Origin of the sequence: Dyella sp. 2RAB6 (genome assembly GCF_052115385.1) — a bacterium.
In the GTDB taxonomy this organism is placed as follows: Bacteria; Pseudomonadota; Gammaproteobacteria; order Xanthomonadales; family Rhodanobacteraceae; genus Dyella_D.
The window spans coordinates 39406-62911 of the sequence record NZ_JBFRGP010000001.1; the positions used below are offsets into that span (position 1 = coordinate 39406).

Here is a 23506-nt window from a genome sequence, read left to right on the forward strand (position 1 = left end):
GGGAATCCGCAAGCAGGTTGATGGGGTATTCGGAACGGGGCGGCATGGAGTTACCTCGCACGGCGAATATTCGCCGCAGGTAACTCTGCGGCGGCTTCGTGCGAAGAACGGCCGAACCCCCAGCCGCGAGCACGCCATGCATGCGAGCTTGACCGCGGACGGCGCGATGGGTCTAGATGGCGTATTCCGCCATCCGGATTCACGCGCCACCGTGTCCGCCACACCCGCCAGCGCCCAGCAGGAAGCCGATCAGCGCCGCGCGGCGTGGATGGCGGCTGCGCAGGCCGGCGACCGCCGCGCCTACGAGCGCGTGCTGGCCGACTCGCTGGCGCTGATCCGCGCCGCCGCGCGCCGGCAGGGCGTGGCCACGGACAACATCGACGACGTGGTGCAGGAAACCCTGCTGACCGTGCATCGCGTGCGCCATACCTACGACCCGTCGCGCTCGTACGACGCCTGGATCACCGCGATCGCCTCGCGCCGCGCGATCGACGCATTGCGCAGCCATGGCCGCCGCGATCGCCGCGAACTGCACGACGAACAGGTGCTGGACATGCAGTCCGACCATGCCGACGCCACGCTCGATGCCGAGCGCGAGCAGGAAGCGCGGCGCCTGCGCGCGGCGATCGCCACGCTGCCGCCCGGCCAGCGCGAGGCGGTGGAGCAGCTGGCCCTGCGCGAGCGCTCGCTGGCCGAGGCGGCGCAGCACACCGGCCGCAACGCGGGCGCGCTGAAGGTCAACCTGCATCGCGCGCTGAAGGCGCTGCGCAACCGCTTTCACGGAGATTCCTGAGCACCATGTCCGAGCCACATAACCACCACAGCCTGATCGACGCGCTCGGCGCCGAGCTGGTGCCGGTGCGCCGCCTGCCGCCGCCGTGGCGGCGCGCGGCCGGGTGGCTGCTGGTGGTGGCGGCGATCGCGGCGGTGCTGTTCGCGCATTACGGCAGCGGCGGCATGCTGCAGCGCTGGGCCGGCGCACCGGATCTGGCCTGGGCCGGCCTCGGTGCGGTGCTGACCGCGATCACGGCCGCCTGGACGGCCTTCGCGCTCGGCGTACCGGGGCGCAGCGCGCGCTGGGCCTGGCTGCCGCTGGCGCCGGCGCTGCTGTGGGTCGGCGCCAGCGGCCTGGGCTGCCTGCGCGACTGGATCGCGCCGGGCACCATCGTGGCCGGGCCGCACCAGCCGATCGGCTGCCTGCAATTCATCATCGCCTTCTCGGTGCCGCTGTCGGCGCTGATGATCTGGCTGCTGCGCCGGGCCTGCCCGCTGCGGCCGGTGCTTGCCGCGGTGATGATCGGCCTGGCCAGCGCTGCGGCGTCGGCCAGCCTGCTGGAGATCTGCCACGAGTTCGATGCCGCGGCCTCCGATCTGCTCACGCATGCGCTCGCCGTGGTGCTGGTGATCGGCATCAATGCCGCGATGGGCGGGCGCTTGTTGCGCGCGCGCTGAGCTTTTCTTCACGCAGATCGTCAGCTTCACGAAAGTCGCAGAAACTTTCGTTTCTCTGGTGCGTCGCAACGCTGAACGTGCCAACCGTGCAGCGGCATCCATGCCGGGTATTGGCGCGCTGCTGGCGAAACCCCATCGCAGCGGTGTTCGCGACACGTGACGTTCCGATCCATCCCATTCGCCTTGATGCAAGCCCTGCTGTGGGCATCGCAACACGCCATGCGCCGGCACGCCGCGAGACGGTATTGACGCTGAACGGCGCGGCTTTTCCGCGCGAAGCTCGCGCAACCCGGCGAGCTAGGCTAGCCGGCGTCGGCGGCGCAGGAGGGGGCGCTGCCGCGGCGTCTCGCAGTGGAACCGTCGTGCACCGACCCACCGCCAGACGCAGCGTGTCCGCTGCCGGTTTGCGCCGGCAGCGGTACCGCCGGGGCGGCCCGGGAGGGGGCCGCCCCGGCTCTTTGAACAGCCTGATGAGTTGAGCGACATCTTTCGAAAGTTTTGGGGAAGCGCGGTTCGCGCCGCACGACATTCACCGAATGAAGGAGTACGCATCCATGAAAGTTTCCCGTTACGCCGTCCTCGGTCTTTCCATCGCACTCGCTGTCGGCATCGGCCAGGCCAGCGCGCAGGAAACCACCCCCGCCGCTTCGTCTTCGTCGTCGATGAAGTCCGATGCGCACATGAAGAAAGACTCCATGAAGGCGAACGACTCGATGAGCTCCGGCGATTCGATGAAGTCCGACGCCGGTGCCGCCAAGCCGCACCACAAGAAGGGCCACAAGAAGGCCGCCGAACCGGCATCGGCGAGCAGCGCTCACTGATCGATCGTCAGCGGTTGCAACTGCGGCCCCCGCCGGCAACGGCGGGGGCCGTTGCGTTTTCCGTGGTGTAATGCGCTGGTTTTCGCTCCGCGGAGAAACGCCATGGCTCCTTCTTTCGTAGCGCGGCTCGGCATCGAGCATCCGTTGATCCAGGCGCCGATGTCCGGCTCCAACACGCCGGCGCTGGCCGCGGCGGTGTCCAACGCGGGCGCGCTGGGTTCGCTGGGCCTGGGTTATCTGGAGCCGCAGGTCATCCTCGACCAGGCCGGCGAAGTGCGCACGCTCAGCGACAAGCCGTTCGGGCTCAACCTGTTCGTGCTGCCGGAAAGCTTCGAGGTGGACATGGCCGCGGTGGACGCCGCGCGGCGCAGGCTCGATGCCTTGATGGAGCAGGAGGGCCTGGCCATCCGCACCGCCATCCCCGCGCGCTGGGCGCCGTCTTTCAACGATCAGTTCGCCGCCCTGTGCGAGGCGCGTCCCGCCGTGGCGAGCTTCGCCTTCGAGCTGATCAGCGCCGCGCAGATGCGCCAGCTCAAGCAACTGGGCATCGTGGTGGTCGGCACGGCCACCACGGTGGACGAGGCGCGCGCCTGGGAAGAGCGCGGCGCCGATGCCGTGAGCCTGCAGGGCGCGGAGGCCGGCGGCCATCGCGGTACGTTCCTGCACGATGCGGACGACGGCATGATCGGCCTGTTCGCGCTGCTGCCGCTGGCCAGGCGCGCGGTGAAGATTCCGCTGATCGCCGCCGGCGGCATCATGGACGGGCGCGGCATGCTCGCCGCCGAAGTGCTCGGCGCCGCCGCCAGCCAGCTCGGCACGGCCTTCCTGGCCTGTCCGGAAGGCGGCGCGGCGGCGGGCTGGAAGCGCGACCTGCCGGGGTCGGCCGAGCACCAGGTGACCACCATCCGCAGCTTCTCCGGCCGCGCCGCGCGCGGTTTGCGCAACACATACGTAAACGCCATGGCAGGCATCGAGGCCGGCCTGCCGGCCTATCCGGTGACCAACGCGCTGACCTCGCCGCTGCGCAAGGCGGCGGTGGCCGCGGGCCGCTCCGATCTCATCAACGAATGGTGCGGACAGGGCGCCGGACTCGCACGGCCCATGCCGGCGGCCGAACTGGTCGCCGTGCTGATGGACGAGTACGCCCAGGCCCGCCGCGCCCTGGACTGATGACCTAGGGCGAATGCGCACCTAGGGCAAGGCCCAGGCTTGACGCGGCTTCGGGGGCGGGGCGGTATACTGCGCCCGCGCCGCCGGTACAGGATGGGGGCGCGCCGATCCGCACCGAGGGCACGCCCACTTGAGTCAGACTTCCCAACGCACCAAGGCGGCCGACACCGCCACCCTCCGCAAGCACGTCATCGACGCGCTTGAAGAACTGAAAGCCAAGGACATCCGCGAAATCGACGTCCGCGGCAAAACCTCCATCGCCGACCTGCTGGTCATCGCCTCCGGCACCTCCGCGCGCCACGTCAAATCCATTGCCGACGAAGTGGTCAAGTTCGCCAAGAAGGCGGGCGTGATGCCGATCGGCGTGGAAGGCGAGCAGGAAGCCGAATGGGTCCTGGTGGACCTGGGCGACGTGATCGTCCACGTGATGCTGCCACGCATCCGCGAGTTCTACGGCCTCGAGCGGCTGTGGACCGTGGGCGACCGCGAGCACGACAGCCAGGCCGTCGGCGCGGGCTGAACGCCCGCGTCGAGTCTGCTGCGCGCGGCACCGGCGACGGTGCGCGCCATAGCTTCGTCACCTCTTTTTCCTGATTGCCTTCCGCCTATGCGCGCCCGCCTGATCGCCGTCGGTGAACGCATGCCCGCCTGGGTTGCCGAGGGCTTCGCCGAATACCGCAAGCGCCTTTCGCACGAGTTGCCGCTGGAGCTGGTCGAGCTCAAGCCCGGCACGCGCGGCAAGGGGCGCGACGACGCGCGTGCGATCCAGGACGAAGGCGCGGCGATTCTCGCCGCGCTGCCGCGCGATATCCACGTGGTCGCGCTCGATGGCCGCGGCAAGACCTGGTCCAGCGAAGAACTGGCCGCGCAGCTGGCGAAGTGGCGCATGTCCGGCCGCGATCTCGCGTTCCTGATCGGCGGGCCGGACGGCCATGCGCCGGAGGTGCTGGCGCGCGCCGACCAGAGCTGGTCGCTGGGGCCGCTCACCCTGCCGCACATGCTGGTGCGGCTGGTGCTGGCCGAGCAACTGTATCGGGCGACCACGCTGCTGGCCGGGCATCCCTACCATCGGGCCTGACCGGCCGGTTCAAGCGCGCGGGCTTGCTATGCTCGCCGCAATTTCCGCGGCGGGTCATTCCATGTCCATCATCGTGCGGCAGGCCACCATCCATGATCTCGACGTCGTCGCACCGCTGTTCGACGCCTACCGCCAGTTCTATGCGCAGCCGGCGGATCTCGCGCGCTCGCGCAGCTTCCTGGCCGAACGCTTCGAGCATGCGGAGTCGGTGATCCTGCTGGCGCTGCATGAAGCGACCGGCGAAGGCGTCGGGTTCACCCAGCTCTATCCGCTGTTTTCCTCGGTGCGTGCGACGCGCCGCTATCTGCTCAACGACCTGTTCGTGACGCCGGCGAAGCGCCGCTTCGGCGTGGCCGCCGCGCTGCTGCATGCGGCCACCGCGCATGCGCGGGCGATGGGCATGTCCGGCATGTCGCTGTCCACCGCCAACGACAACGTGGCGGCGCAGCATTTGTACGAGTCGATGGGCTGGCAGCTGGAAAGCGGCTTCCGCGAGTACTACCTCACGCTGTGAAAGGAATGCCGATGCTTTACCTCGCCTCGCAATCGCCGCGCCGCCGCCAGCTGCTGGAGCAGATCGGCGTGGCTTTTACGCCGGTGGACGTGGACGTGCCCGAGCAGCGCGCGCCGGGCGAATCGCCGCTGGATTACGTCAGCCGCGTCGCACGCGACAAGGCGCAGGCGGGTCGGGCGGGATTGCCGCGCGATGCGCTGGTGCTGAGCGCGGATACCGAAGTAGTGCTGGACGACGAAGTGTTCGGCAAGCCCGCCGATGCCGCCGACGCCAGCGCCATGCTGCGCCGGCTCGCCGGCCGCACGCACGAAACCATCTCGGTGGTGTGGGCGGTGCAGGGCGAGCGCGCGGAAAGCGCGACCAGCATTTCCCGCGTACGCTTCGCCGCCCTGAGCGATGCGGACATCGCCGCCTACGTCGCCAGCGGCGAACCGTTCGGCCGCGCCGGCGCGTACGCGATCCAGGGCCTGGGCGCGACCCTGATCGAACATCTGGAAGGCAGCTACACCGGCGTGATGGGTCTGCCGGTGTTCGAGACCGCGCGCCTGCTCAGGCGCTTCGGCATCGCGTAGGTTGGGGTGAGCCGCAGGCGAACCCCAACCTACGATCCTGTCACCAGAAACCACGACACCACCGCCAGCGCATTGTTGACGCCATGCGCCAGCACCGCCGGCCACACCGAACCCGAAGCCAGCCGCAGCCACGCCAGCACCATGCCCAGCACCAGCAGGTTGGGCAGCGCGTACCAGAGAAAGCCCAGGTCCGGCAGGTGCACGCAGGCGAACAGCGCGGCGGTGATGAACATCGCCACGCCCGGTGGCACATGGCGCAACGCCGCCGAAAACAGCACGCCGCGGAACAGCAGTTCTTCCACCAGCGGCCCCAGCGTCACCACCAGCAAGGCCAGCGGAAAGCGCAGCACGGGCGAGGCGGCGGCGCCCAGCTGCTTGATGTCCTGGCTCACCTCGTGGCCCTGCGCGAACCACTGGGTCAGCAGGCCGCCGAGGAACGGCAGCATCAAGCCCAGCGCGAACGCCAGCGCGTAGTAAGCGGCTTGGGAGGGCGGCGTGAAGCCGAAGCCCGGCGGCGCCGATAGCGGCCACAGCGCGGGCCAGCGCCGGCGCGCCAGCAGCAAGGTCACCGTCGCGGTGATCAGCAACGTAAGGATCACCATCAGCGCGTTGACGTCCGGCTGCACCAGCCACTGCTGGATCTGCGCCAGCGCCTCGCCGTGGCGGAAGCCGTGCAGCGCGCCCACGGTCAGGCCGACCAGCAGGCCGACCACCGCGCCCACCAGGTATTGCAGCAGGAAGTACAGCGCGATCAAGCCCAGTGCGGCCCACAAGCTGGGCGCGAGCGGAGCTGCGGCGGGCGTGAAGGCGGAGTCGAGGCGGGGCGCTTCCATCGGGGTCATCCTGTAGCGGGTGGATCGGCCGAACGCAAAGTCCAGGCCAGGCCGGGGTGCCCCATCTCCCTGATCGTTTCCGACGCGCTCACGCTAATCGCCGCCGCAGCAGCCGCGCAATCCTGCCCTTCGTCATGGTCGCTGCGAAACCGGCCTGTATAGTGTCCAGGTTCATACGGAGGAAGCGGGCGTCCAGGCGCCGACCCATGTTCGCATTCGATTGGCTGGCCGACCCCACTGCCTGGGCCGGTCTCCTCACCCTGGTGGTGCTGGAGATCGTGCTGGGTATCGACAACCTCGTCTTTATCGCGATCCTGGCGGACAAGCTGCCGCCGCACCAACGCGACCGGGCGCGCCTGATGGGGCTGGGCCTGGCGCTGGCGATGCGGCTGGTGCTGCTGGGCGCGATGTCCTGGCTGGTCAAGCTGACCGAGCCGATCTTCTCCTGGCAAAGCTTCACGCTGTCCTGGCGCGACATCATCCTGTTGCTGGGCGGCCTGTTCCTGCTGTTCAAGGCCACGCTGGAGCTGCACGAGCGGCTGGAAGGCGGCGACGATCACGAAGCGGGCAACCGCGCGCACGCCAGGTTCTGGCTGGTGGTGACGCAGATCGTGGTGCTGGATGCGGTGTTCTCGCTTGACTCGGTGATCACCGCGGTCGGCATGGTCGACCAGCTCTCGGTGATGATGGTCGCGGTGGTGGTGGCGATGATCCTGATGATCAGCGCCAGCAAGCCGCTCACGGCTTTCGTCAACGCGCGGCCGACGGTGGTGATCCTGTGCCTGTCCTTCCTGCTGATGATCGGCTTCAGCCTGGTCGCGGAAGGCCTGGGCTTCCATATCCCGAAGGGTTATCTGTACGCCGCGATCGGCTTCTCGATCATGATCGAGGTGTTCAACCAGACCATGCAGCGCAATCGCCGGCGCGCGCTGTTCAGCAGCCCGCGCAAGCTGCGCGACCGCACCGCGCGCGCGGTGCTGCGCCTGCTCGGCACCGGCGGCGAGGAAGAAGAAGACACGCCCAAGACCGCCGACGCGGCCGCCGAGCCGAACATCGGCGTGTTCGGCAAGGACGAGCTGGCGATGGTGCGTGGCGTGCTGGATCTGGCGCACCGGCCGGTGCGTTCGATCATGACCCCGCGCACCGAGATCAACTGGGTCGATCCGCGCGAAAGCGCCGAGACGCTGCGTGCCGAAGTCACCGCGTCCTCGCATGCCTGGCTGCCGGTGGCGGGCGACGACCTGGACCAGCTGGTCGGCGTGGCTTCCGCGCGCGACCTGCTGGCCAGCCTGCTGGAACACGGCGGCATCGAGGTCGAGCAGGTGGTGCGCAAACCGCTCACCGTGCTGGAGTCGCTCAGCGTGCTGCGCCTGATCGAGGCCTTCCGCCGCTCGCCGCTGCAGGTGGCGCTGGTGGTGGACGAATACGGCAGCGTGCTGGGCCTGGTCACGCCCACCGACGTGCTGGAGACCATCGCCGGCGAGTTCACCGGCGACAACAGCGGCGACCCTTCGGCCATGCAGGAAACCAGCGGTGCCTGGCTGCTCGACGGCGGCCTGGACCTGCGCCACGCCGAGCACCTGCTGGACCGCACGCTGAGCAGCGACGGCAGCTTCTCCACCCTGGCCGGCTACGTGCTGGAGCAGCTCGGCCGCCTGCCGCGCGAAGGCGACCGCCTGGACAGCGAAGGGCTGCGCTTCGAGGTGGTCGCGATGGACGGCGCGCGCATCGAACGGCTGCGCGTGACCTCCGCGGACTGAACGCTCAGCCCGGCAGCAGGACCTTGACCAGGCCGATGGCGCCGATCGCCAGCGTGGCCAGCAGGCCGATCGCGCTGACGATGAAGCCGCCTTCGCGCTTGGCCGGCTCGCGCAGATACGCGGTGGCGTACCACACGCGCCCCAGCACCCACACCAGTCCCGCGATGCCGGCCCACAGCGGCGCGCCATAGCTGGCGGCCAGCCACAGCGAAGGCAGGAACATCAGGGTCGCTTCCAGCGTGTTCATCTGCACGCGGAACGCGCGCTCGAACAGCGGATGCCCCGTGGTCGCCGGCGCCTTCACCTCATACAGCTTGCGGGCGCGGCCGACCGCGAAGGCGGTGCCGCATTGCAGCAGCACGGTAAGCAGGACGACCACGGCAGGCAGGTGCTGGAACATAAATTCCTCGAAAGGGATGGCGTAGGTTGGGGTGAGCATAGCGAACCCCAACGCGACCTCACCGCTTGCCGCGTCGACCGTTGGGGTTATCACCCCAACCTACGTGGCGCGCGTGGGCACATGGGGTTATCGTCCGCGGCGACGCTCACCGCAGAAAGGCACCGACATGGATTGGCAGAAAGGCGAACGCAGTCAGAACGTCGACGTCGACAGCGGCGGTGGTGGCGGCGGCCCGCGCTTCGGCGGCGGGCGTGGCTTAGGCATCGGCGGCATCGTGATCCTGGCCATCCTCGGCATGGTGTTCTTCAAGGACCCCACCGCCCTGCTCAGCCAGGTGGACCAGGGCGGCGGCCAGGTCGCCGCACCCAGCGGCCAGCCGGCCCAGGTCGATCCGCAGCAGAAGGACTTCGTCAGCGCGGTGCTCGGTTCCACCGAGAAGACCTGGGGCGACATCTTCGCCGCCAACGGCCGCCAGTACACCCAGCCCCGGCTGGTGCTGTTCAACGGCGGCGTGAACACCGCCTGCGGCGCGGCCTCCACCGCGGTGGGGCCGTTCTACTGTCCGGGCGACCAGAAGGTGTACCTGGACCTGGCCTTCTTCCAGGAACTGCAGAATCGCTTCCAGGCCACCGGCGACTTCGCCCGCGCCTATGTGATCGCGCACGAGGTGGGTCACCACATGCAGAACCTGCTGGGCGTGTTCGACCGCGCCGACCAGGCGCGCCGCCAGGGTGCACGGATGGAAGGCGCGGATGGCCTGTCGGTGCGCCAGGAGCTGCAGGCTGACTGCTTCGCCGGCGTGTGGGCGTATCACAGCCAGGAACGCCTGCACTGGCTGCAGGCGGGCGATATCGAATCGGCGCTCAATGCCGCCAGCAAGATCGGCGACGACGCCTTGCAGCAGCAGGCGCGCGGCCGGGTGGTGCCGGACTCGTTCACCCATGGCACCTCGGCGCAGCGCGTGAAATGGTTCCGCGCCGGCTTCGAGAGCGGCAAGGTCGGCAGCTGCAACACCTTCGCCGGCGAACCGTAGCGAGCCGTAGGTCGGGGTGAGCCGAAGGCGAACCCCAACAGACGCCGCACGTGATCGCAGCGTTGGGGTTCGCTGGCGCTCACCCCAACCTACGTCATATTCCCGCGGGCCGGCAGGCCCAGGCACAATCCCGCCGCCGCGCGCCAGGGGGTGCGCTTCGGTCAACTGCGATGAGCCATCCGTGCCTGCGCTGCGGCGCCTGCTGTGCCCACTTCCGCGTGGCTTTCCACTGGTCCGAGGCCGAAGCCTTCATGGGCGGCGTGGTGCCGTCCGCACTGACCGAACAGATCGATCCGCACCGCGTGGCCATGCGCGGCACTCAGGCGCGGCAGCCGCATTGCGTGGCCTTGCAGGGCGTGGTGGGCGAGGGGGCGACTTGCGGTATCTACGCCCAGCGGCCTTCCGTGTGCCGCGAGGTGATCCCGGCCTGGGAATTCGGCACGCCGAGCGCGCAGTGCGACAAGGCGCGCGTTGCTTATGGCCTGGCGCCGCTGACGCCGGCGGATTGGGCGGAACCCGTGCAGCCGCACAGCGCCTGATCCGTCCCCCCATCCGTCACCCTAGCGAAAGCTGGGGTCCAGTGCCTCAAGGCTTAAGTCACTGGATTCCAGCTTTCGCTGGAATGACGGATGGGGACTGAGGACTAGCGCGGCGCGGTGTTGTCGAACGCCAGCGCGAACTGCTTGAGCTCACCTTCGTTGAGGTCCGACACGGCCACGAAGCGCATCCCGCCCTGGCGCCAGTCAATCACCGTATAGCCGTGCCGCTGCGCGATCGCCTGCGGCGTATCCGCACCGTCCGCCGGCCACTGGTACAGGTTGATCGCGTGCATGCGGCGGCGATAGACCAGGGCCGCCACGCTGCGTCCGCCGATCGCATCCAGCCGGCCGCCGGCCAGCGGGAAGCCTTCTTCGGCCAGCTCCTTTACCCGCGGTGCGAAATCCAGCTTGCCTTCGAACCAGGGTTTCACCGTGTGCTGGTCGGTGGAGACCACGTCCATCAGGTGCTGCGGCTGCAGCGAGCGCAGATGGCCGGAGATCGCCTCGTCGACCACCGCGGCCGGCGCCGCATCCGGCCGCGCCAGCCATAGCCAGGCGGGCGTCGACAGCAGCAGCGCGCCGACGAAGCCGGCGGCGGCGGCCAGTGCCAGCGGATGCCGCCGGCGCGGCGCTATGGTGGCGGCCGGCGGCGCCTGCCATTGGCCGCGCAGCGCTTCGGGCGCGCGGCGATACAACTCGGGTTGGGCCAGCGCCTTGCGCAGCCGCTCGTGCTCGCGCTGCGCGGCGGCGCAGGCGGGGCAGGCGGCGACGTGGCGTTCCATCTCGACGCTTTGCGCGGCGTCGAGTTCGTCGTCGAGATAGGCGTGCAGGAGCAGCCGGGATTCATCGCAAGTCATGGCGGCGGCCCTCTTTTGTCCGGTGCGTCAGCTCTTCGCGCAGCTTCTCGCGCGCCCGCGCCAGTCGCGACATCACCGTGCCCATCTTGTGGCCGGTGATGGCGGCGATCTCCTTGTACGAACACTCTTCCAGCTCGCGCAGCACCAGCACCTCGCGCCAGGTCTCCGGCAGGCGCGCCAGCGCTTCCTGCAAGGCGCCCACGTCGACCGCGAGCAAGGCCACGGTTTCCGGCGACGGGCCGGGATCGATCAGCGGATGCGTGTCGTCGTCCAGCGGATCGCGCGCCAGCTCCGGTGCGTGCTTGGCGCGCAGCGTGTAGAAGGTGTTGCGCACGATCGCCAGCAGCCACACGCGCGCATCGGTGCCGTGGAAACTGCCGAAATAGCGCAGCGCCCGCACCATCGCCTCCTGCACCACGTCCTGCGCGTCCGCGTCGTTGCGGGTCAGCCAGTGGGCCAGGTTGTAGGCGGCGTCCAGGTACGGCAGCACCAGTGCCTGGAAGCGCGCGTTGGAGGCGGCTTCGGCAGGTTGCGGCAGGCTGGGCGCATCGCTGGTCATAGGAGCAGATACCTCGCTGCGCGCGACTTTATTCCCATGCCCGAAAAGCGGGAATAGGCGGGCCGTACGGGCGGTATCCGAATCGCTGGCATCGCGTCGATGCCGGTCACCAGGCCTGCCGGCCGACCCATTCGGAGCGCACCATGCGAGACCACGACGACAACCATGACGACAACGCGGTACACGGCCGCCGCCAGTTCCTGCAATGCATGGCCTGGGCCGGGGCCGGCACGCTCTGGCTGATGAAGGGCGGGGTGCTGCAGGCCCACACCCTGGACGGCCTGGCCGGCGACGAGACGGCCGACGCCAGCTTCAGCTTCGTGCAGATCAGCGATTCGCATATCGGCTTCCACAAGGAACCCAATCCCGACGTGGTGGCCACGCTGCGCGCCTCGCTGGCGAAGATCGGCGCCCGCTCCAGCAAGCCGGATTTCCTGCTGCATACCGGCGACCTCACCCATCTGTCCAAGCCGGAGGAATTCGACACGCTGTCCGGCGTGATGCAGGAAGCGAAGGCGCCGCATACCTTCTACGTGCCGGGCGAGCACGACGTGATCGGCGACAACGGCGTGGAATTCTTCCGCCGCTTCGGCCAGAACCCGCAGTCCGGCGGCTGGTACAGCTTCGATCACCGCGGCGTGCATTTCGTCGGCTTGATCAATGTGCTGAACCTCAAGGCCGGCGGCTTCGGTTCGCTCGGCGCGGACCAGCTTGCGTGGCTGAAGAAGGATCTCGCCGGGCTGTCGGCGGAAACGCCGCTGGTGGTGTTCGCGCATATGCCGCTGTGGACGCTGTATCCGCAGTGGGGCTGGGGCACCGACGACAGCGCCGAGGCGATGAGTTACCTGCGCCGCTTCGGTTCGGTCAGCGTGCTCAACGGGCATATCCACCAGATCCAGCAGAAGGTGGAAGGCAATATCACCTTCTACACCGCGCGTTCCACCGCATATCCGCAACCGGCACCGGGCAAGGCGGATGCGCCGGGGCCGCTGAAGGACATCGCGCCGGGTTCGCTGCAGAAGTACCTGGGCGTGCGCGAGGTACGCCACGTGCGCGGCAAGCAGGCGCTGGCGGTGACCGAGCAGGTGCTGGCATGAGCGGCGCGCGCGCATGGTGGCGGGCGCTGGCGCTCGGAGTGGCGGCGCTGGGCGCAGGCTCGGCAAGTGCCGCGGGCAAGGCGCCGGAGGCGAAGGTCGAGATCAAGCACTTCACCTTCATGCCGGAGGCGCTGACCGTCGCCGCGGGTACGCGGGTGGTGTGGACCAACCGCGACGACGAGCCGCATATCGTGGTCAGCGCCGGCAACCGCTTCGCTTCGTCGAAGGCGATGGACACCGACGATACTTACGCGACGGTGTTCGACAAGCCCGGCACCTACGCCTACTTCTGCTCGATCCACCCGCACATGGTGGGCACCATCATCGTGCGTTGAAGCGATAGATATCCATCGCCAGGAACCCCAGGTCGATGCCCGCGTCGATGCGTTCGGCGCGGGTCTCGGCACCGGCGGCACCGAGCGCCAGGAACAGCGGCAGCAGGTGTTCGTCGGTGGGGTGCGCGCGTTCGGCGAAGGGAGCCTGGCGGCGATAGTCGAGCAGTGCTTCGACATCGCCGGCGGCGAGCTTGTCTTCGATCCAGCCGATGAACGGGCGCACGTAAGGCGCCTCGTTTTCCGCGCTGAAACCGGCGCGGAAATCGTGCAGGTTGTGGGTGATGCTGCCGGAGCCGATCACCAGCACGCCTTCCTTGCGCAGCGGTGCCAGCGCGCGGCCGACTTCGTATTGATGGCGCGGGCCCAGCGCCGGCTGGATCGACAGCGGCACCACCGGGATATCGGCCTTCGGATAGAGCAGGCGCAGCGGCACCCAGGCGCCGTGGTCCAGGCCCTGGCGCGGGTCGAGCATGGTCGGCAGGCCGGCGCGGTCCAGCAGTTCCACCGCGCGCGCGGCCAGCGCCGGTTCGCCCGGGGCGGGGTAGCGGATCTCGGACAGTTCGCGCGGGAAGCCGTAGAAATCGTGCACGGTTTCCGGCCGCTGTGCGCCGCCTACGGTGGGCTGGCGCGCCAGCCAATGGGCGGAGGCGAGCATGATCGCGCGCGGGCGCGGCATGGCCTGGGCCAGCTCGGCCAGGCGCTCGCCGACCTGGCCCGGGTGCAGGGCGGTCATCGGCGAGCCGTGGGAGATATACAGGCTGGGCAGGGCGGTCATGGCGTGGGTCTCGTGGGGACCACCCTAGAGTAGGGGCGCCATGTGCCGCCGGTAGCCGTGCCTTATCGGACTAAGCGTTGCCCATGCGGAACGATGGGCAACGCAGGCGCGAATCAGCGCTTCTTGAACGGCTTGCCGCCGCCCGGACGCTTGTTGCCGGAGCCCGCGGCGCCCTTGAAGCCGCCGGGACGATGACTGCCGCCGCCGCCGGCGGGGCGGCGCGGAGCCGTCTCGCCGGCGCTGCTGTCGGTGCCGTCCCATTCGTGGATGCGCAGCTGCTGCTGCGCCACCCACACCTTCTTCAGGTGCTCGAACACTTCCTTGGGCATGCCGTCGGGCAGGTCGATCAGGCTGTATTCGCCGCGGATGCTGAGGCGGCCGATGTGCTGGCTTTCCAGGCCGGCCTCGTTGGCGATGGCGCCGATGATGTTGCCCGGCTTCACGCCGTGCTCGTGGCCGACTTCGACGCGATAGGTGCGCTTGCCCTGCTCGGTCTGGTGCGCGCGCACCGGGCGCGTGCCGAACTCGCGCGGAGCGCTGTCGCGTTCGCGCGACGGGCGGGGCGAACGGTCGCGCTCGCCGCCGTGGCGTTCGTTGCCGTGGCGCTCGTCGCGCTCGCGCGGGGCCTGCTCTCGAAAGGCATGCTCGCGTGCCGCCGGCTCGCGCTTCGGCGGCGGCGCCAGCAGCAGCGGCTGGTCGCCCTGGGCGATGCGCGCCAGCGCGGCGGCGATCTCGATCGCCGGGATGTTGTGCTCCTGCTCGAACTGCTCGATCAGCTGCTGGAACATGCCCAGCTCGCCGACCGCCAGCGTGTCGCTGATGCGCTGCTTGAACTTGGCGATGCGCACGTCGTTCACCGCCTCGACGGTGGGCAGGCGCATTTCCTCGATCGGCTGGCGCGTGGCGCGCTCGATCGCGCGCAGCATGCCCTTCTCGCGCGGCGTGACGAACAGGATCGCCTCGCCGCTGCGCCCGGCGCGGCCGGTGCGGCCGACGCGGTGCACGTAGCTTTCGGTGTCGTACGGGATGTCGTAATTCATCACGTGGCTGATGCGTTCCACATCCAGGCCGCGCGCGGCCACGTCGGTGGCGACCAGCACGTCGAGCTTGCCTTCCTTCAGCTGCTGGATCACGCGCTCGCGCTGCGCCTGGGCGATGTCGCCGTTGATCGCGGCGGCGGCGAAACCGCGCGCCTGCAGCTTCTCGGCCAGTTCCTCGGTAGCCTGCTTGGTGCGCGCGAAGATGATCATCGCGTCGAACGGCTCGGCTTCCAGGATGCGCGTCATCGCGTCCAGCTTGTGCATGCCGCTGACGAACCAGTAGCGCTGGCGGATATTGGTATTGGTGGTGGTGGCCGCCTTGATGGTGACTTCCACCGGGTCCTTCAGATGGCGCTGCGCGATCTTGCGGATCGGCGGCGGCATGGTGGCGGAGAACAGCGCCACCTGGCGTTCCGGCGGCGTGGCCTCGAGCACCTTCTCGACGTCGTCGATGAAGCCCATGCGCAGCATTTCGTCCGCTTCGTCGAGCACCAGGTAGCTCAGCTCGGAGAGGTCGAGCGTGCCGCGTTCGAGATGGTCGATCACGCGACCGGGCGTACCCACCACGACCTGTACGCCGCGCTTGAGCGCGTGCAGCTGCGGGCCGTAGCTCTGGCCGCCGTAGATCGGCAGCACCTGCAGGCCGGGCATGTGCGCGGCATAGCGCTGGAACGCTTCGGCCACCTGGATGGCCAGCTCGCGCGTGGGCGCCAGCACCAGCGCCTGCGGCTTGCCGGGCTTCAATTCGATGCGCGACAGGATCGGCAGCGCGAACGCGGCGGTCTTGCCGGTGCCGGTCTGCGCCTGGCCCAGCACGTCGCGACCTTCCAGCAGACGCGGGATGGTGGCGGCCTGGATCGGCGACGGCGACTCGTAGCCGACGTCGGCCAGCACTTTGAGCAATTCCGGCTTGAGCGCGAGCGCAGCGAAGCCGGCGGCCGCCGGCTGGGATTCGGAGGACGGGGAGGACATGGGGAACCTCGACAGGGCAGGCGCGGCGCGCATGCGTGAGAAGGGCGCCATTGTAGCAGCCTGGCTGGCCTGAGCCGCGGGATGTATGGTCAAAAACCCCGTTCCAGGCAAGGAATTCGTATGCAGCCGCGTCGGCAGGGCCGCATGACCCCGCTGACGGGCGCATCCGCGGGCAGCGGCGCGGCGGCCGCCCAGGTGGCGATCGCGGCCAGCCGCACGTCAAGATCAACCAAGGGCTGCAGCGGCCGGCCGACCAGGCACGCCGGGCAGCACTGCTGAAAGGGAAGGATATGGCCGAGATCGAGATCATCGCCGAGCAGCGCTGCTTCGACGGCGTGCAGGGCTTCTACCGCCACTCCTCGTCCGCCTGCGGCGGCCCGATGCGTTTCGCGGTCTACCAGCCGCCGCAGGCCGCATCGCGCGCCTGCCCTGTGCTGTATTTCCTGGCCGGACTCACCTGCACCGAAGAGACCGCCGCCATCAAGGCCGGCGCACAGCGCGTGGCGGCCGAGCTGGGCCTGGTGCTGGTGATGCCCGATACCAGTCCGCGCGATACCGGTATCGAAGGCGCCACCGGCGACTGGGAGTTCGGCGAAGGCGCGGGTTTCTACGTGGACGCAACCATGGCGCCGTGGTCGGCGCGCTTTCGCATGCACAGCTACGTGGTGGACGAATTGCCGGCGCTGCTGGCGCGGCAGTTTCCGGTGGACACCACGCGCAGCGGCATCTGCGGGCATTCGATGGGCGGGCATGGCGCGCTGACCATCGCGCTGAAGCATCCCGGGAGCTATCGCTCGGTGTCGGCGTTCGCGCCGATCGTCGCGCCGACCCAGGTGCCATGGGGACGCAAGGCGCTGCCGCGCTATCTCGGCGACGATCCGGCCGCGTGGGCGGCCTACGACGCCTGCGAACTGGTGCGCGAGCGCAGCTTCGGCCGCAAGATCCTGATCGATCAGGGCGAGGCGGATAAATTCCTCGCCGAGCAGCTGCGTCCGGAACTGTTCGACCAGGCCTGCGCCGAATCCGGCCAGGCCCTGCAGCTGCGCCGCCATGCGGGCTACGACCACAGCTACTGGTTCATCGCCAGCCTGATCGAGGACCATCTGCGCCACCACGGGCGGGCGCTGGAGGCATGACCATCCTGCTGACGCCGCGCACGCGCATCCGCTACGCCACCGAGGCGGATGCTGCGCTGCTATGGCATTTCCGCATGGAGAACCGCGAGCACCTCGCGCCATGGGAAGCGCTGCGCGAGGAGCGCTACTACACGCTCGGCCACTGCGCGCAGACCATCGCGGACTGGCGCGAAGCGATCCGGCTGGATCGCGGCTATGCGTTCCTGGTGCTGGGTCACGACGAGCGCGCGGTGATTGCCACTTTCAACCTGGCCAACCTGGTGCGCGGCGTGTTTCAGGCCTGCCATCTCGGTTATGCGGTGGCGCAGCGCGGGCAGGGCCAGGGCTTGATGCGCGAGGCGCTGGAAAGCGGGCTGGCCTGGGCGTTCGGCCCCTTGGGCCTGCATCGCGTGATGGCGAACTACATGCCGCGCAATGAACGCAGCGGGCGCTTGCTGGAGCGGTTGGGTTTCGAGCGCGAGGGTTATGCGAAGCGCTATCTGTGCATCGCGGGCGAGTGGGAGGACCACGTGCTTACGTCACTGATCCACCCTCGCGGGTAGGTTGGGGTGAGCCTCAGGCGAACCCCAACAGTGCGATGCGTTTGAAGGTGTCTCCGTTGGGGTTCGCCTGCGGCTCACCCCAACCTACGCCGTACGTCCGTCTGGCGTGACGTCAGGCCTTCGCGGCCGGCCGGCGGCGGCGACGGCGCTTGTGGTTGCCGTCGCTGGCGCGCTCGGCGTTGCCCGACTGCTGCGCATGTCCATGCGGACGATGCGACGACGCGGGCCGCGACGGGCGCTGCTGCTGGCGCTGGCCCTGCGGCTGGCGCTGGTTCTGCACCGGACGCGGCGCGCCGGCATCCAGGCGCAGCGGCTGCGAGGGTTCGAAGCCGGCCACGTCGGTGATGGCGATTTCCTGCTGGAGCAGGCGGCGGATGTCGCGCAGCAGGCCGGACTCGTCGTGGCTCACCAGCGACACGGCCAGGCCCTCGGCGCCGGCGCGGCCGGTGCGGCCGATGCGGTGCACGTAGTCCTCGGCCACCATCGGCAGGTCGAAGTTGATCACGATCGGCAGCTGGTCGATATCGATGCCGCGGGCGGCGATATCGGTGGCCACCAGCACGGTGACGCGGCCGGTCTTGAAGTCGCTGAGCGCGCGGGTGCGGGCGTTCTGGCTCTTGTTGCCGTGGATCGCCGCGGCGCGCAGGCCGGCGGTTTCCAGGTAGCGCACCAGCTTGTCGGCGCCGTGCTTGGTGCGGCTGAACACCAGGGTCTGGCGGCGGCTGTCCTGGGCCAGCACGTGCAGCAGCAGGTCGCGCTTGCGTGCGGCGTCCACCGGATGCACGTGATGGCTGACCGTGGTCGCCACGGTATTGGGCGGCGTCACCGACACCTCCCGCGGCTCATGCATGAACTGCATCGCCAGCGCCTTGATCGGCGGCGCGAAGGTGGCCGAGAACAGCAGGGTCTGGCGCTGCTTGGGCAGGGCCGAGAGGATGCGCTTGAGCGCCGGCAGGAAGCCCATGTCCAGCATGCGGTCGGCTTCGTCCAGGATCAGCGTCTTCACGCCGGAGAGGTCGATGCTGCGCTGCTGCATGTGGTCGATCAGGCGGCCGGGGGTGGCGATCACCACGTCCACGCCGCGGCGCAGGGCCTGCATCTGCGGGCCCATGCTGACGCCGCCGAAGATGGTGGTGCTGCTCACGCGCAGGTGGCGGCCGTAGTCGCGCAGGTTGTCGTTGACCTGGGCGGCCAGCTCGCGGGTCGGGGTGAGCACCAGCGCATGCGGACGGCGCGTGGTGGCCGGGCCGGCGGAGGCCAGCTTGTGCAGCAGCGGCAGGGCGAAGGCGGCGGTCTTGCCGGTGCCGGTCTGGGCGGCAGCGAGCAGGTCGTGGCCTTCCAGGACGACCGGGATGGCGCCGGCCTGGATCGGGGTGGGATTGGCGTAGCCTTGTTCGGCAAGCGCACGCAACAACGCGGGCGCAAGGCCCAGCGATTCGAAAGACATGATGGATGCTCCAAGCGCAACCCGGAGCGTCTTGCGAACCGCGTTGCAGTGTTCAAAAGGGGAGGGCGGCGGTTGCCGCGCCGGCAAGTATAGCTGAATTGTCACGCCGCCGCTTGGCGTGGCCGGCGCGCCACCAGCAGGTAGCTGTTGAACGGCGTATGGCCGAACAGCGGGCCGAGGCTGACGGCCAGGCCGGCCGCCTCCAGCGGGCGCCGCAGCTCGTCGGCGGAGGGGTAGTGCTGGGCGCCGCCCCGGATCAGCCCGCTCAGCCGCAGCCATACCTCCTCGGCCCGGGTGGCCTGGAAACGCCAGCTGCCGTCGCGCAGCACGCTGCGGATCACCAGCACGCCGCCGGGGGCGAGATGGGCGATGGCCGCCTGCAGCAGCGCGGCCTGCGCCTCGCGCGGCAGGTAATGCAGCATGTCCAGCAGGGCTACGTGCCCGTGCAGTGCCGGCAGCGCCGCGGCGTCGGCGGTGCGCAGCTCGATCGCCTGCTCCAGCCCCGCACGGCGCACCGCCGCGCGGCCTTTGGCGATCTTGCGCTCGTCGCGATCCAGGCCCACGTAGCGCGGCAACGTGCCGCGCGCATGCAGGTACAGGCCGAGCAGGCCGATGCCGCAGCCGATGTCGAGCACGGGCAGGGCGCTGCCGTCGATGGCGTCGGCGGTGGCCGCGTAGACCGGATCGGAGGCGAGCTTGCCGCGCACGTAGCTGCGCTGGAACGGGCCGGCGTAGCAGGTGGCGATGTCTCGGTGCGAGAGGGGGGCCATCGTTCCGCAAACTATCCCGGATTGCGCAGACTAGCCCGCGCGCACCGGCGCTGCCATGCGCATGGCGTGAACGATGCGTAGCGGGCAAACGCGGCCTTGCACCGCGGCGCGCATTGGTGTCTTGTGGCGCCACTCGTCGCTATCCATGGAGTTTCCATGCGCCTGTTCGAGCCCTTGCGGGAATTGAATTCCACGCAGCGCCACACCGTGCTGGCGAGCTTCCTGGGCTGGACGCTGGATGCGTTCGACTACTTCCTGCTGACGTTCGTGATCGTCGCGGTGTCCAAGGAATTCCACGCCGACAAGGCGCAGGTGCTGTACGGCCTGTTCCTGACCCTGGCGGCGCGGCCGCTCGGCGCCTTCCTGTTCGGACGGCTGGCCGACCGCTACGGACGGCGGCCGATCCTGATGATCGACGTGGTGCTGTTCTCGCTGTTCGAGCTGGCCACCGCGTTCGCGCCTTCGCTCGGCGTATTCCTGGTGCTGCGCTTCCTGTTCGGCGTGGCGATGGGCGGCGAATGGGGGCTGGGCGCTTCGCTGGCGATGGAGAGCATCCCGCCGCGCACGCGCGGCCTGGTCTCGGGCCTGCTGCAGAGCGGCTATCCCTGCGGCTTCTTTCTCGGTGCGCTGGTGAACTGGCTGCTGGTGGATCACATCGGCTGGCGCGGCCTGTTCATCGTCGGCGCGGCGCCGGCGCTGCTGGTGCTGTACATCCGCTCCAGCGTGCCGGAATCGCCGGTATGGGAGGCGGGGCGCGAGGAGCGCGCCAAGCGCGGCCTGTTCGAGCAGATGCGCGGCCACTGGAAGCTGGCCTTCTACCTGACCCTGCTGATGGCCGCGTTCAACATGTTCAGCCATGGCTCGCAGGACCTGTACCACACCTTCGAGGAAGAGGTCCTGCACCTGCCGACCGGCTCCGGCGCAGCCTTCCTGCTGGTGGCGATGCTCAACCTGGGCGCGATGTTCGGCGGGCTGTTCTTTGGCGGTTTGTCGGAAAAATTCGGGCGGCGGCGCACCATGATGACCGCGGCGCTGCTGGCCATCCCGGTGGTGCCGCTATGGATGTACGGCGGTTCGATGCTGTGGCTCTCGGTCGGCGCCTTTTTGATCCAGGTGATGGTGCAGGGCGCCTGGGGCGTGGTGCCCACCCACCTGAACGAGCTTTCGCCCGACGCGGTGCGCGGCACCTTGCCCGGGGTGGCCTACCAGGTGGGCAACCTGCTGGCGGCCTATACCGCCAATGCGCAGAACCTGATCGCGGACTGGCGCGGCGGCGACCTGGCCTTCGCCATGAGCGCGTGGATCGCCGGCATCGCCCTGGTGCTGGCGTTCCTGGTATGGCTGGGGCCGGAGAAGCAGGGCGTGGGTTTTGGAGAACGCTGACGAAGGAGTCCTTCTCCCTCCGGGAGAAGGTGGCGGCAGCCGGATGAGGGTACGGGCGGAGTGGGGCGCTTAACTCCGCCCGTACCCTCACCCCAGCCCCTCTCTCCCACGGGGACTACCTTCGGGTCGCCGACGGGAGAGGGGCTTCAGGCCTCTGCTAGAATGCCCGCTTTTCGCACATCACGAGACAGGCAATGAAGGCTGGCAAGGACAAGGTCATCTCGCTGCACTACACCTTGACGGTGGACGGCGAGCAGGTGGAAAGCTCGCTCGATCGCAACGAGCCGCTGTGGGTGCTGCTGGGCCATGGCCAGCTGATCCCCGGCCTGGAGAAGGCGCTGGACGGCAACGAGGCCGGCGCGAAGCTGCAGGTGGAAGTGGCGCCGGAAGAAGGCTACGGCGTGCGCCAGGAAGGCCAGATCCAGCGCGTGCCGAAGAAGTACTTCCAGAACGGTGCCAGGCTCAAGGCGGGCGACACCACCGTGCTGGCGCTGAAGGAAGGCGGCCACCGCGTGGTGGTGGTGCACAAGGTCGGCATGAGCGCGGTCGACGTCGACCTCAACCATCCGATGGCCGGCAAGACGCTGCACTTCGACGTCACCGTCAACGACGTGCGCGACGGCACCGAGGAAGAGATCCAGCACGGCCACGCGCATCCGCCGGGCGCCGAGGCGCACTGAGCGCAGCGTTCGCGATGCACGCAAAAACGGCGCCCTGGGGCGCCGTTTTTCGTTGCCTGGCCTGAAGCGATCAGGCAGCCAGCGTGATCTGCACGTCGACGTTGCCGCGGGTGGCATGCGAGTAGGGGCAGATATCGCTGTGCGCGGTATCGATCAGCTTCTGCGCCACCTCGCGGTCGAGGCCCGGCAGGTTCACTTCCAGCTTCACGGCGATGCCGAAACCGGTCGGCTCGCGCGGGCCGATGCCCACCTGCGCGGTGACCGACGCATCCTTCAGCGCCACCTTCTGCTCGCGCGCCACATAGCGCACCGCGCCTTCGAAGCAGGCCGCGTAGCCGGCGGCGAACAGCTGTTCCGGATTGCTGCCGTGGCCGCCCGGGCCGCCGAGTTCCTTCGGCACCTTCAGGTCGAAATCGAGTACGCCATCGCTGCTGTGGATATGGCCTTCGCGGCCGCCGTGGGCGGTGGCGGTGGCGGTGTAGAGGATCTTGCTGACAGTGCCGTTGCTCATGGTGGTTCCTCGGGTTGGGGTGGTGTGGATCAGGCTTCGGTGCGGATCAATGGGCGGTGGGGCTCAGTACCCGCGCGGCGAGCTCTCGCAGTTCGTCGCGCAGGCGGCGCATGTCCTCGGGGCCGACGCAAAGCCGGGCCGCCAGACAGGCGGGGATCGATTCGGCTGCGGCGCGCAGTTCGCGCCCGGCCGGGGTGAGGCGGATTTCCACTTCGCGCTCGTCGCTGCTGCGGCGCTCGCGGGAGACCAGGCTGGCCTGCTGCAGGCGCTTGAGCAGCGGGGTCAGGGTGCCGGAGTCCAGCTGCAGGCGGCGGCCGAGTTCGCGCACGGTCAGGCCGTCCTGTTCCCACAGCACCAGCATGGTCAGGTATTGCGGATAGGTCAGGTCCAGCGCCTCCAGCAGCGGCCGGTACGCCGCGGTCACGGCGCGCGAGGCGGCGTAGAGCGCGAAGCACAGCTGCTGGTCGAGCAACAGGGCGTCCGGGCTGGTGCTGGGCTTGGCGGTCTTCATGGCTGCGAACCTTAGGTGCAAAATTCAATTGTGTACAATTCAATTTCTCAATCGCTGCGATAGGCGGCAGCCCTCAGGGCACGCCGAAGCGTAGGGCGAAGCAGGGGGAGACTAGTCGAGCAGCCGTTTGCCGAAGGCGAAATGGTCCTTCCAGTACGGACCGTCGATATCGTCCAGGCGCACCGTGCCGCCGCTGTTGGGCGCGTGCACGAAGCGTCCCTTGCCGACATACACGCCGACATGGCTGATGCCGCTGCGGCTGCCGAAGAACACCAGGTCGCCGCTGACCAGGTCGCTCATGATGCCGACCCGGTGGCCGTTCATCGCCGACATCTCGCGTGAGGTGCGCGGCAGCTGCAGGCCCGCGGCCTGGCGATAGATGTAGTCGACCAGGCCGCTGCAATCGAAGCCGCCATCCGGCGTGTTGCCGCCCCAGCGGTACGGCGTGCCGACCAGGGCGATGGCGCGGAACAGCACGTCGTTGGCGGTGCCGGCGGCGCCGTCCGGCGCGCGCGCCGGCAGGTTGGCCAGCGCGGAGCGGGATTCCTTATAGGTCGGCTGCGGCCGGCGCGGCGCGCTGGAGCAGGCTGCCAGCGCCAGGATCACCAGGCCCAGCACCGCATGCCGCAGCGCGAACGGCGGGCGGGTGGTCGGGGCGGTGGTGGCCTGGCGCATCGGAATTCCCTGGCGAGCGACGGCGCGAGGCTAGCAAATCAATG

Annotated in this window: 28 protein-coding genes; 17 read left to right on the forward strand and 11 right to left on the reverse strand. The window is 69.1% G+C overall.

What is annotated here, in order from left to right; all coding sequences use genetic code 11:
* Positions 1-136 precede the first annotated feature (136 nt).
* From AB4083_RS00155 to AB4083_RS00190, 8 genes are all read left to right on the forward strand, one after another.
* Positions 137-793 (forward strand): RNA polymerase sigma factor, encoded by a 657-nt coding sequence (locus AB4083_RS00155; protein WP_441605727.1) that lies wholly within the window; start codon positions 137-139, stop codon positions 791-793.
* A gap of 5 nt (positions 794-798) precedes the next feature.
* Positions 799-1452 (forward strand): NrsF family protein, encoded by a 654-nt coding sequence (locus AB4083_RS00160; protein WP_441605728.1) that lies wholly within the window; start codon positions 799-801, stop codon positions 1450-1452.
* Positions 1453-2006: 554 nt separating this feature from the next.
* A complete protein-coding gene (locus tag AB4083_RS00165) occupies positions 2007-2273 on the forward strand; it encodes a hypothetical protein (RefSeq protein WP_441605729.1) in 267 nt (88 codons plus the stop codon).
* Between the two features lie 102 nt (positions 2274-2375).
* Positions 2376-3443: an NAD(P)H-dependent flavin oxidoreductase gene (locus AB4083_RS00170; protein ID WP_441605730.1), complete on the forward strand. Its 1068-nt coding sequence runs from the start codon at positions 2376-2378 to the stop codon at positions 3441-3443.
* A gap of 130 nt (positions 3444-3573) precedes the next feature.
* Entirely contained in the window at positions 3574-3963 is a 390-nt protein-coding gene (gene rsfS / locus AB4083_RS00175) for a ribosome silencing factor (protein WP_441605731.1), read from the forward strand.
* An 87-nt stretch (positions 3964-4050) separates the two neighbouring features.
* Entirely contained in the window at positions 4051-4521 is a 471-nt protein-coding gene (gene rlmH, locus AB4083_RS00180) for a 23S rRNA (pseudouridine(1915)-N(3))-methyltransferase RlmH (protein ID WP_441605732.1), read from the forward strand.
* 61 nt (positions 4522-4582) lie between these two features.
* A complete protein-coding gene (locus AB4083_RS00185) occupies positions 4583-5035 on the forward strand; it encodes a GNAT family N-acetyltransferase (protein ID WP_441605733.1) in 453 nt (150 codons plus the stop codon).
* 11 nt (positions 5036-5046) lie between these two features.
* Positions 5047-5607 (forward strand): Maf family protein, encoded by a 561-nt coding sequence (locus tag AB4083_RS00190; protein WP_441605734.1) that lies wholly within the window; start codon positions 5047-5049, stop codon positions 5605-5607.
* 29 nt (positions 5608-5636) lie between these two features.
* Here AB4083_RS00190 and AB4083_RS00195 read toward each other — a convergent pair whose 3' ends face one another.
* Entirely contained in the window at positions 5637-6440 is an 804-nt protein-coding gene (locus tag AB4083_RS00195; RefSeq protein ID WP_441605735.1) for a CPBP family intramembrane glutamic endopeptidase, read from the reverse strand.
* A gap of 206 nt (positions 6441-6646) precedes the next feature.
* Here AB4083_RS00195 and AB4083_RS00200 point away from each other — a divergent pair, with 206 nt between their 5' ends.
* Entirely contained in the window at positions 6647-8200 is a 1554-nt protein-coding gene (locus AB4083_RS00200; protein ID WP_441605736.1) for a TerC family protein, read from the forward strand.
* 4 nt (positions 8201-8204) lie between these two features.
* On the opposite strand, the gene AB4083_RS00205 is transcribed toward AB4083_RS00200, so the two are convergent.
* Positions 8205-8600 (reverse strand): MAPEG family protein, encoded by a 396-nt coding sequence (locus AB4083_RS00205; protein ID WP_441605737.1) that lies wholly within the window; start codon positions 8598-8600, stop codon positions 8205-8207.
* A gap of 166 nt (positions 8601-8766) precedes the next feature.
* Here AB4083_RS00205 and ypfJ point away from each other — a divergent pair, with 166 nt between their 5' ends.
* Together ypfJ and AB4083_RS00215 are read left to right on the forward strand one after the other, a co-directional pair.
* Positions 8767-9633, forward strand: a complete 867-nt coding sequence (gene ypfJ / locus AB4083_RS00210) for a KPN_02809 family neutral zinc metallopeptidase (RefSeq protein WP_441605738.1) — start codon at positions 8767-8769, stop codon at positions 9631-9633.
* Between the two features lie 170 nt (positions 9634-9803).
* A complete protein-coding gene (locus AB4083_RS00215) occupies positions 9804-10172 on the forward strand; it encodes a YkgJ family cysteine cluster protein (protein ID WP_441605739.1) in 369 nt (122 codons plus the stop codon).
* A gap of 104 nt (positions 10173-10276) precedes the next feature.
* On the opposite strand, the gene AB4083_RS00220 is transcribed toward AB4083_RS00215, so the two are convergent.
* Together AB4083_RS00220 and AB4083_RS00225 are read right to left on the reverse strand one after the other, a co-directional pair.
* Positions 10277-11029, reverse strand: a complete 753-nt coding sequence (locus AB4083_RS00220; RefSeq protein WP_441605740.1) for an anti-sigma factor family protein — start codon at positions 11027-11029, stop codon at positions 10277-10279.
* On the reverse strand, positions 11016-11588 hold the full coding sequence (locus AB4083_RS00225) for a sigma-70 family RNA polymerase sigma factor (protein WP_441605741.1): 573 nt from the start codon (positions 11586-11588) through the stop codon (positions 11016-11018). Before AB4083_RS00225 ends, AB4083_RS00220 begins: the two co-directional genes overlap by 14 nt.
* Before the next feature lie 143 nt (positions 11589-11731).
* Between AB4083_RS00225 and AB4083_RS00230 the strand changes: the two genes are divergently transcribed.
* On the forward strand, positions 11732-12685 hold the full coding sequence (locus tag AB4083_RS00230) for a metallophosphoesterase family protein (protein WP_441605742.1): 954 nt from the start codon (positions 11732-11734) through the stop codon (positions 12683-12685).
* Positions 12682-13020, forward strand: a complete 339-nt coding sequence (locus AB4083_RS00235) for a cupredoxin domain-containing protein (protein ID WP_441605743.1) — start codon at positions 12682-12684, stop codon at positions 13018-13020. Before AB4083_RS00230 ends, AB4083_RS00235 begins: the two co-directional genes overlap by 4 nt.
* Here the strand turns inward: AB4083_RS00235 and AB4083_RS00240 are convergent.
* Together AB4083_RS00240 and AB4083_RS00245 are read right to left on the reverse strand one after the other, a co-directional pair.
* Positions 13007-13795: a dioxygenase family protein gene (locus tag AB4083_RS00240; RefSeq protein ID WP_441605744.1), complete on the reverse strand. Its 789-nt coding sequence runs from the start codon at positions 13793-13795 to the stop codon at positions 13007-13009. The two genes, AB4083_RS00235 and AB4083_RS00240, sit on opposite strands and share 14 nt — an antisense overlap.
* Before the next feature lie 113 nt (positions 13796-13908).
* A complete protein-coding gene (locus AB4083_RS00245; protein ID WP_441605745.1) occupies positions 13909-15807 on the reverse strand; it encodes a DEAD/DEAH box helicase in 1899 nt (632 codons plus the stop codon).
* A gap of 290 nt (positions 15808-16097) precedes the next feature.
* On the opposite strand from AB4083_RS00245, the gene fghA reads away from it, so the two are divergent.
* Entirely contained in the window at positions 16098-16943 is an 846-nt protein-coding gene (gene fghA, locus AB4083_RS00250; protein ID WP_441605746.1) for an S-formylglutathione hydrolase, read from the forward strand.
* The gene (locus AB4083_RS00255; protein ID WP_441605747.1) at positions 16940-17485 is read left to right on the forward strand and encodes a GNAT family N-acetyltransferase; all 546 of its coding nucleotides are present in this window, start codon (positions 16940-16942) and stop codon (positions 17483-17485) included. The genes fghA and AB4083_RS00255 overlap by 4 nt, the downstream gene beginning before the upstream one ends.
* A gap of 112 nt (positions 17486-17597) precedes the next feature.
* On the opposite strand, the gene AB4083_RS00260 is transcribed toward AB4083_RS00255, so the two are convergent.
* Both AB4083_RS00260 and AB4083_RS00265 read right to left on the reverse strand, forming a co-directional pair.
* Positions 17598-18932: a DEAD/DEAH box helicase gene (locus AB4083_RS00260; protein WP_441605748.1), complete on the reverse strand. Its 1335-nt coding sequence runs from the start codon at positions 18930-18932 to the stop codon at positions 17598-17600.
* Between the two features lie 101 nt (positions 18933-19033).
* The gene (locus AB4083_RS00265; protein ID WP_441605749.1) at positions 19034-19702 is read right to left on the reverse strand and encodes a class I SAM-dependent methyltransferase; all 669 of its coding nucleotides are present in this window, start codon (positions 19700-19702) and stop codon (positions 19034-19036) included.
* Between the two features lie 156 nt (positions 19703-19858).
* On the opposite strand from AB4083_RS00265, the gene AB4083_RS00270 reads away from it, so the two are divergent.
* Both AB4083_RS00270 and AB4083_RS00275 read left to right on the forward strand, forming a co-directional pair.
* Positions 19859-21085 (forward strand): MFS transporter, encoded by a 1227-nt coding sequence (locus AB4083_RS00270; protein WP_441605750.1) that lies wholly within the window; start codon positions 19859-19861, stop codon positions 21083-21085.
* Between the two features lie 194 nt (positions 21086-21279).
* Positions 21280-21765 (forward strand): FKBP-type peptidyl-prolyl cis-trans isomerase, encoded by a 486-nt coding sequence (locus tag AB4083_RS00275; protein ID WP_441605751.1) that lies wholly within the window; start codon positions 21280-21282, stop codon positions 21763-21765.
* Between the two features lie 70 nt (positions 21766-21835).
* Here AB4083_RS00275 and AB4083_RS00280 read toward each other — a convergent pair whose 3' ends face one another.
* The 3 genes from AB4083_RS00280 to AB4083_RS00290 form a co-directional block, all read right to left on the reverse strand.
* Positions 21836-22276: an organic hydroperoxide resistance protein gene (locus AB4083_RS00280; RefSeq protein WP_441605752.1), complete on the reverse strand. Its 441-nt coding sequence runs from the start codon at positions 22274-22276 to the stop codon at positions 21836-21838.
* A gap of 46 nt (positions 22277-22322) precedes the next feature.
* Positions 22323-22787 (reverse strand): MarR family winged helix-turn-helix transcriptional regulator, encoded by a 465-nt coding sequence (locus tag AB4083_RS00285; protein ID WP_441605753.1) that lies wholly within the window; start codon positions 22785-22787, stop codon positions 22323-22325.
* A 111-nt stretch (positions 22788-22898) separates the two neighbouring features.
* Positions 22899-23462 carry a C40 family peptidase gene (locus AB4083_RS00290; protein WP_441605754.1) on the reverse strand — a complete coding sequence of 188 codons (564 nt, stop codon included), beginning with the start codon at positions 23460-23462 and terminating at the stop codon, positions 22899-22901.
* Positions 23463-23506 lie beyond the last annotated feature (44 nt).

Excerpts from the sequence above, each read along its gene's own strand:
- AB4083_RS00155 (WP_441605727.1), top strand. The coding sequence starts at position 137 with ATGCATGCGAGCTTGACCGCGGACGGCGCGATGGGTCTAGATGGCGTA.
- AB4083_RS00160 (WP_441605728.1), top strand. The coding sequence starts at position 799 with ATGTCCGAGCCACATAACCACCACAGCCTGATCGACGCGCTCGGCGCC.
- AB4083_RS00165 (WP_441605729.1), top strand. The coding sequence starts at position 2,007 with ATGAAAGTTTCCCGTTACGCCGTCCTCGGTCTTTCCATCGCACTCGCT.
- AB4083_RS00170 (WP_441605730.1), top strand. The coding sequence starts at position 2,376 with ATGGCTCCTTCTTTCGTAGCGCGGCTCGGCATCGAGCATCCGTTGATC.
- rlmH (WP_441605732.1), top strand. The coding sequence starts at position 4,051 with ATGCGCGCCCGCCTGATCGCCGTCGGTGAACGCATGCCCGCCTGGGTT.
- AB4083_RS00185 (WP_441605733.1), top strand. The coding sequence starts at position 4,583 with ATGTCCATCATCGTGCGGCAGGCCACCATCCATGATCTCGACGTCGTC.
- AB4083_RS00190 (WP_441605734.1), top strand. The coding sequence starts at position 5,047 with ATGCTTTACCTCGCCTCGCAATCGCCGCGCCGCCGCCAGCTGCTGGAG.
- AB4083_RS00195 (WP_441605735.1), bottom strand. The coding sequence starts at position 6,440 with ATGGAAGCGCCCCGCCTCGACTCCGCCTTCACGCCCGCCGCAGCTCCG.
- AB4083_RS00200 (WP_441605736.1), top strand. The coding sequence starts at position 6,647 with ATGTTCGCATTCGATTGGCTGGCCGACCCCACTGCCTGGGCCGGTCTC.
- AB4083_RS00205 (WP_441605737.1), bottom strand. The coding sequence starts at position 8,600 with ATGTTCCAGCACCTGCCTGCCGTGGTCGTCCTGCTTACCGTGCTGCTG.
- ypfJ (WP_441605738.1), top strand. The coding sequence starts at position 8,767 with ATGGATTGGCAGAAAGGCGAACGCAGTCAGAACGTCGACGTCGACAGC.
- AB4083_RS00215 (WP_441605739.1), top strand. The coding sequence starts at position 9,804 with ATGAGCCATCCGTGCCTGCGCTGCGGCGCCTGCTGTGCCCACTTCCGC.
- AB4083_RS00220 (WP_441605740.1), bottom strand. The coding sequence starts at position 11,029 with ATGACTTGCGATGAATCCCGGCTGCTCCTGCACGCCTATCTCGACGAC.
- AB4083_RS00225 (WP_441605741.1), bottom strand. The coding sequence starts at position 11,588 with ATGACCAGCGATGCGCCCAGCCTGCCGCAACCTGCCGAAGCCGCCTCC.
- AB4083_RS00230 (WP_441605742.1), top strand. The coding sequence starts at position 11,732 with ATGCGAGACCACGACGACAACCATGACGACAACGCGGTACACGGCCGC.
- AB4083_RS00235 (WP_441605743.1), top strand. The coding sequence starts at position 12,682 with ATGAGCGGCGCGCGCGCATGGTGGCGGGCGCTGGCGCTCGGAGTGGCG.
- AB4083_RS00240 (WP_441605744.1), bottom strand. The coding sequence starts at position 13,795 with ATGACCGCCCTGCCCAGCCTGTATATCTCCCACGGCTCGCCGATGACC.
- AB4083_RS00245 (WP_441605745.1), bottom strand. The coding sequence starts at position 15,807 with ATGTCCTCCCCGTCCTCCGAATCCCAGCCGGCGGCCGCCGGCTTCGCT.
- fghA (WP_441605746.1), top strand. The coding sequence starts at position 16,098 with ATGGCCGAGATCGAGATCATCGCCGAGCAGCGCTGCTTCGACGGCGTG.
- AB4083_RS00255 (WP_441605747.1), top strand. The coding sequence starts at position 16,940 with ATGACCATCCTGCTGACGCCGCGCACGCGCATCCGCTACGCCACCGAG.
- AB4083_RS00260 (WP_441605748.1), bottom strand. The coding sequence starts at position 18,932 with ATGTCTTTCGAATCGCTGGGCCTTGCGCCCGCGTTGTTGCGTGCGCTT.
- AB4083_RS00265 (WP_441605749.1), bottom strand. The coding sequence starts at position 19,702 with ATGGCCCCCCTCTCGCACCGAGACATCGCCACCTGCTACGCCGGCCCG.
- AB4083_RS00270 (WP_441605750.1), top strand. The coding sequence starts at position 19,859 with ATGCGCCTGTTCGAGCCCTTGCGGGAATTGAATTCCACGCAGCGCCAC.
- AB4083_RS00275 (WP_441605751.1), top strand. The coding sequence starts at position 21,280 with ATGAAGGCTGGCAAGGACAAGGTCATCTCGCTGCACTACACCTTGACG.
- AB4083_RS00280 (WP_441605752.1), bottom strand. The coding sequence starts at position 22,276 with ATGAGCAACGGCACTGTCAGCAAGATCCTCTACACCGCCACCGCCACC.
- AB4083_RS00285 (WP_441605753.1), bottom strand. The coding sequence starts at position 22,787 with ATGAAGACCGCCAAGCCCAGCACCAGCCCGGACGCCCTGTTGCTCGAC.
- AB4083_RS00290 (WP_441605754.1), bottom strand. The coding sequence starts at position 23,462 with ATGCGCCAGGCCACCACCGCCCCGACCACCCGCCCGCCGTTCGCGCTG.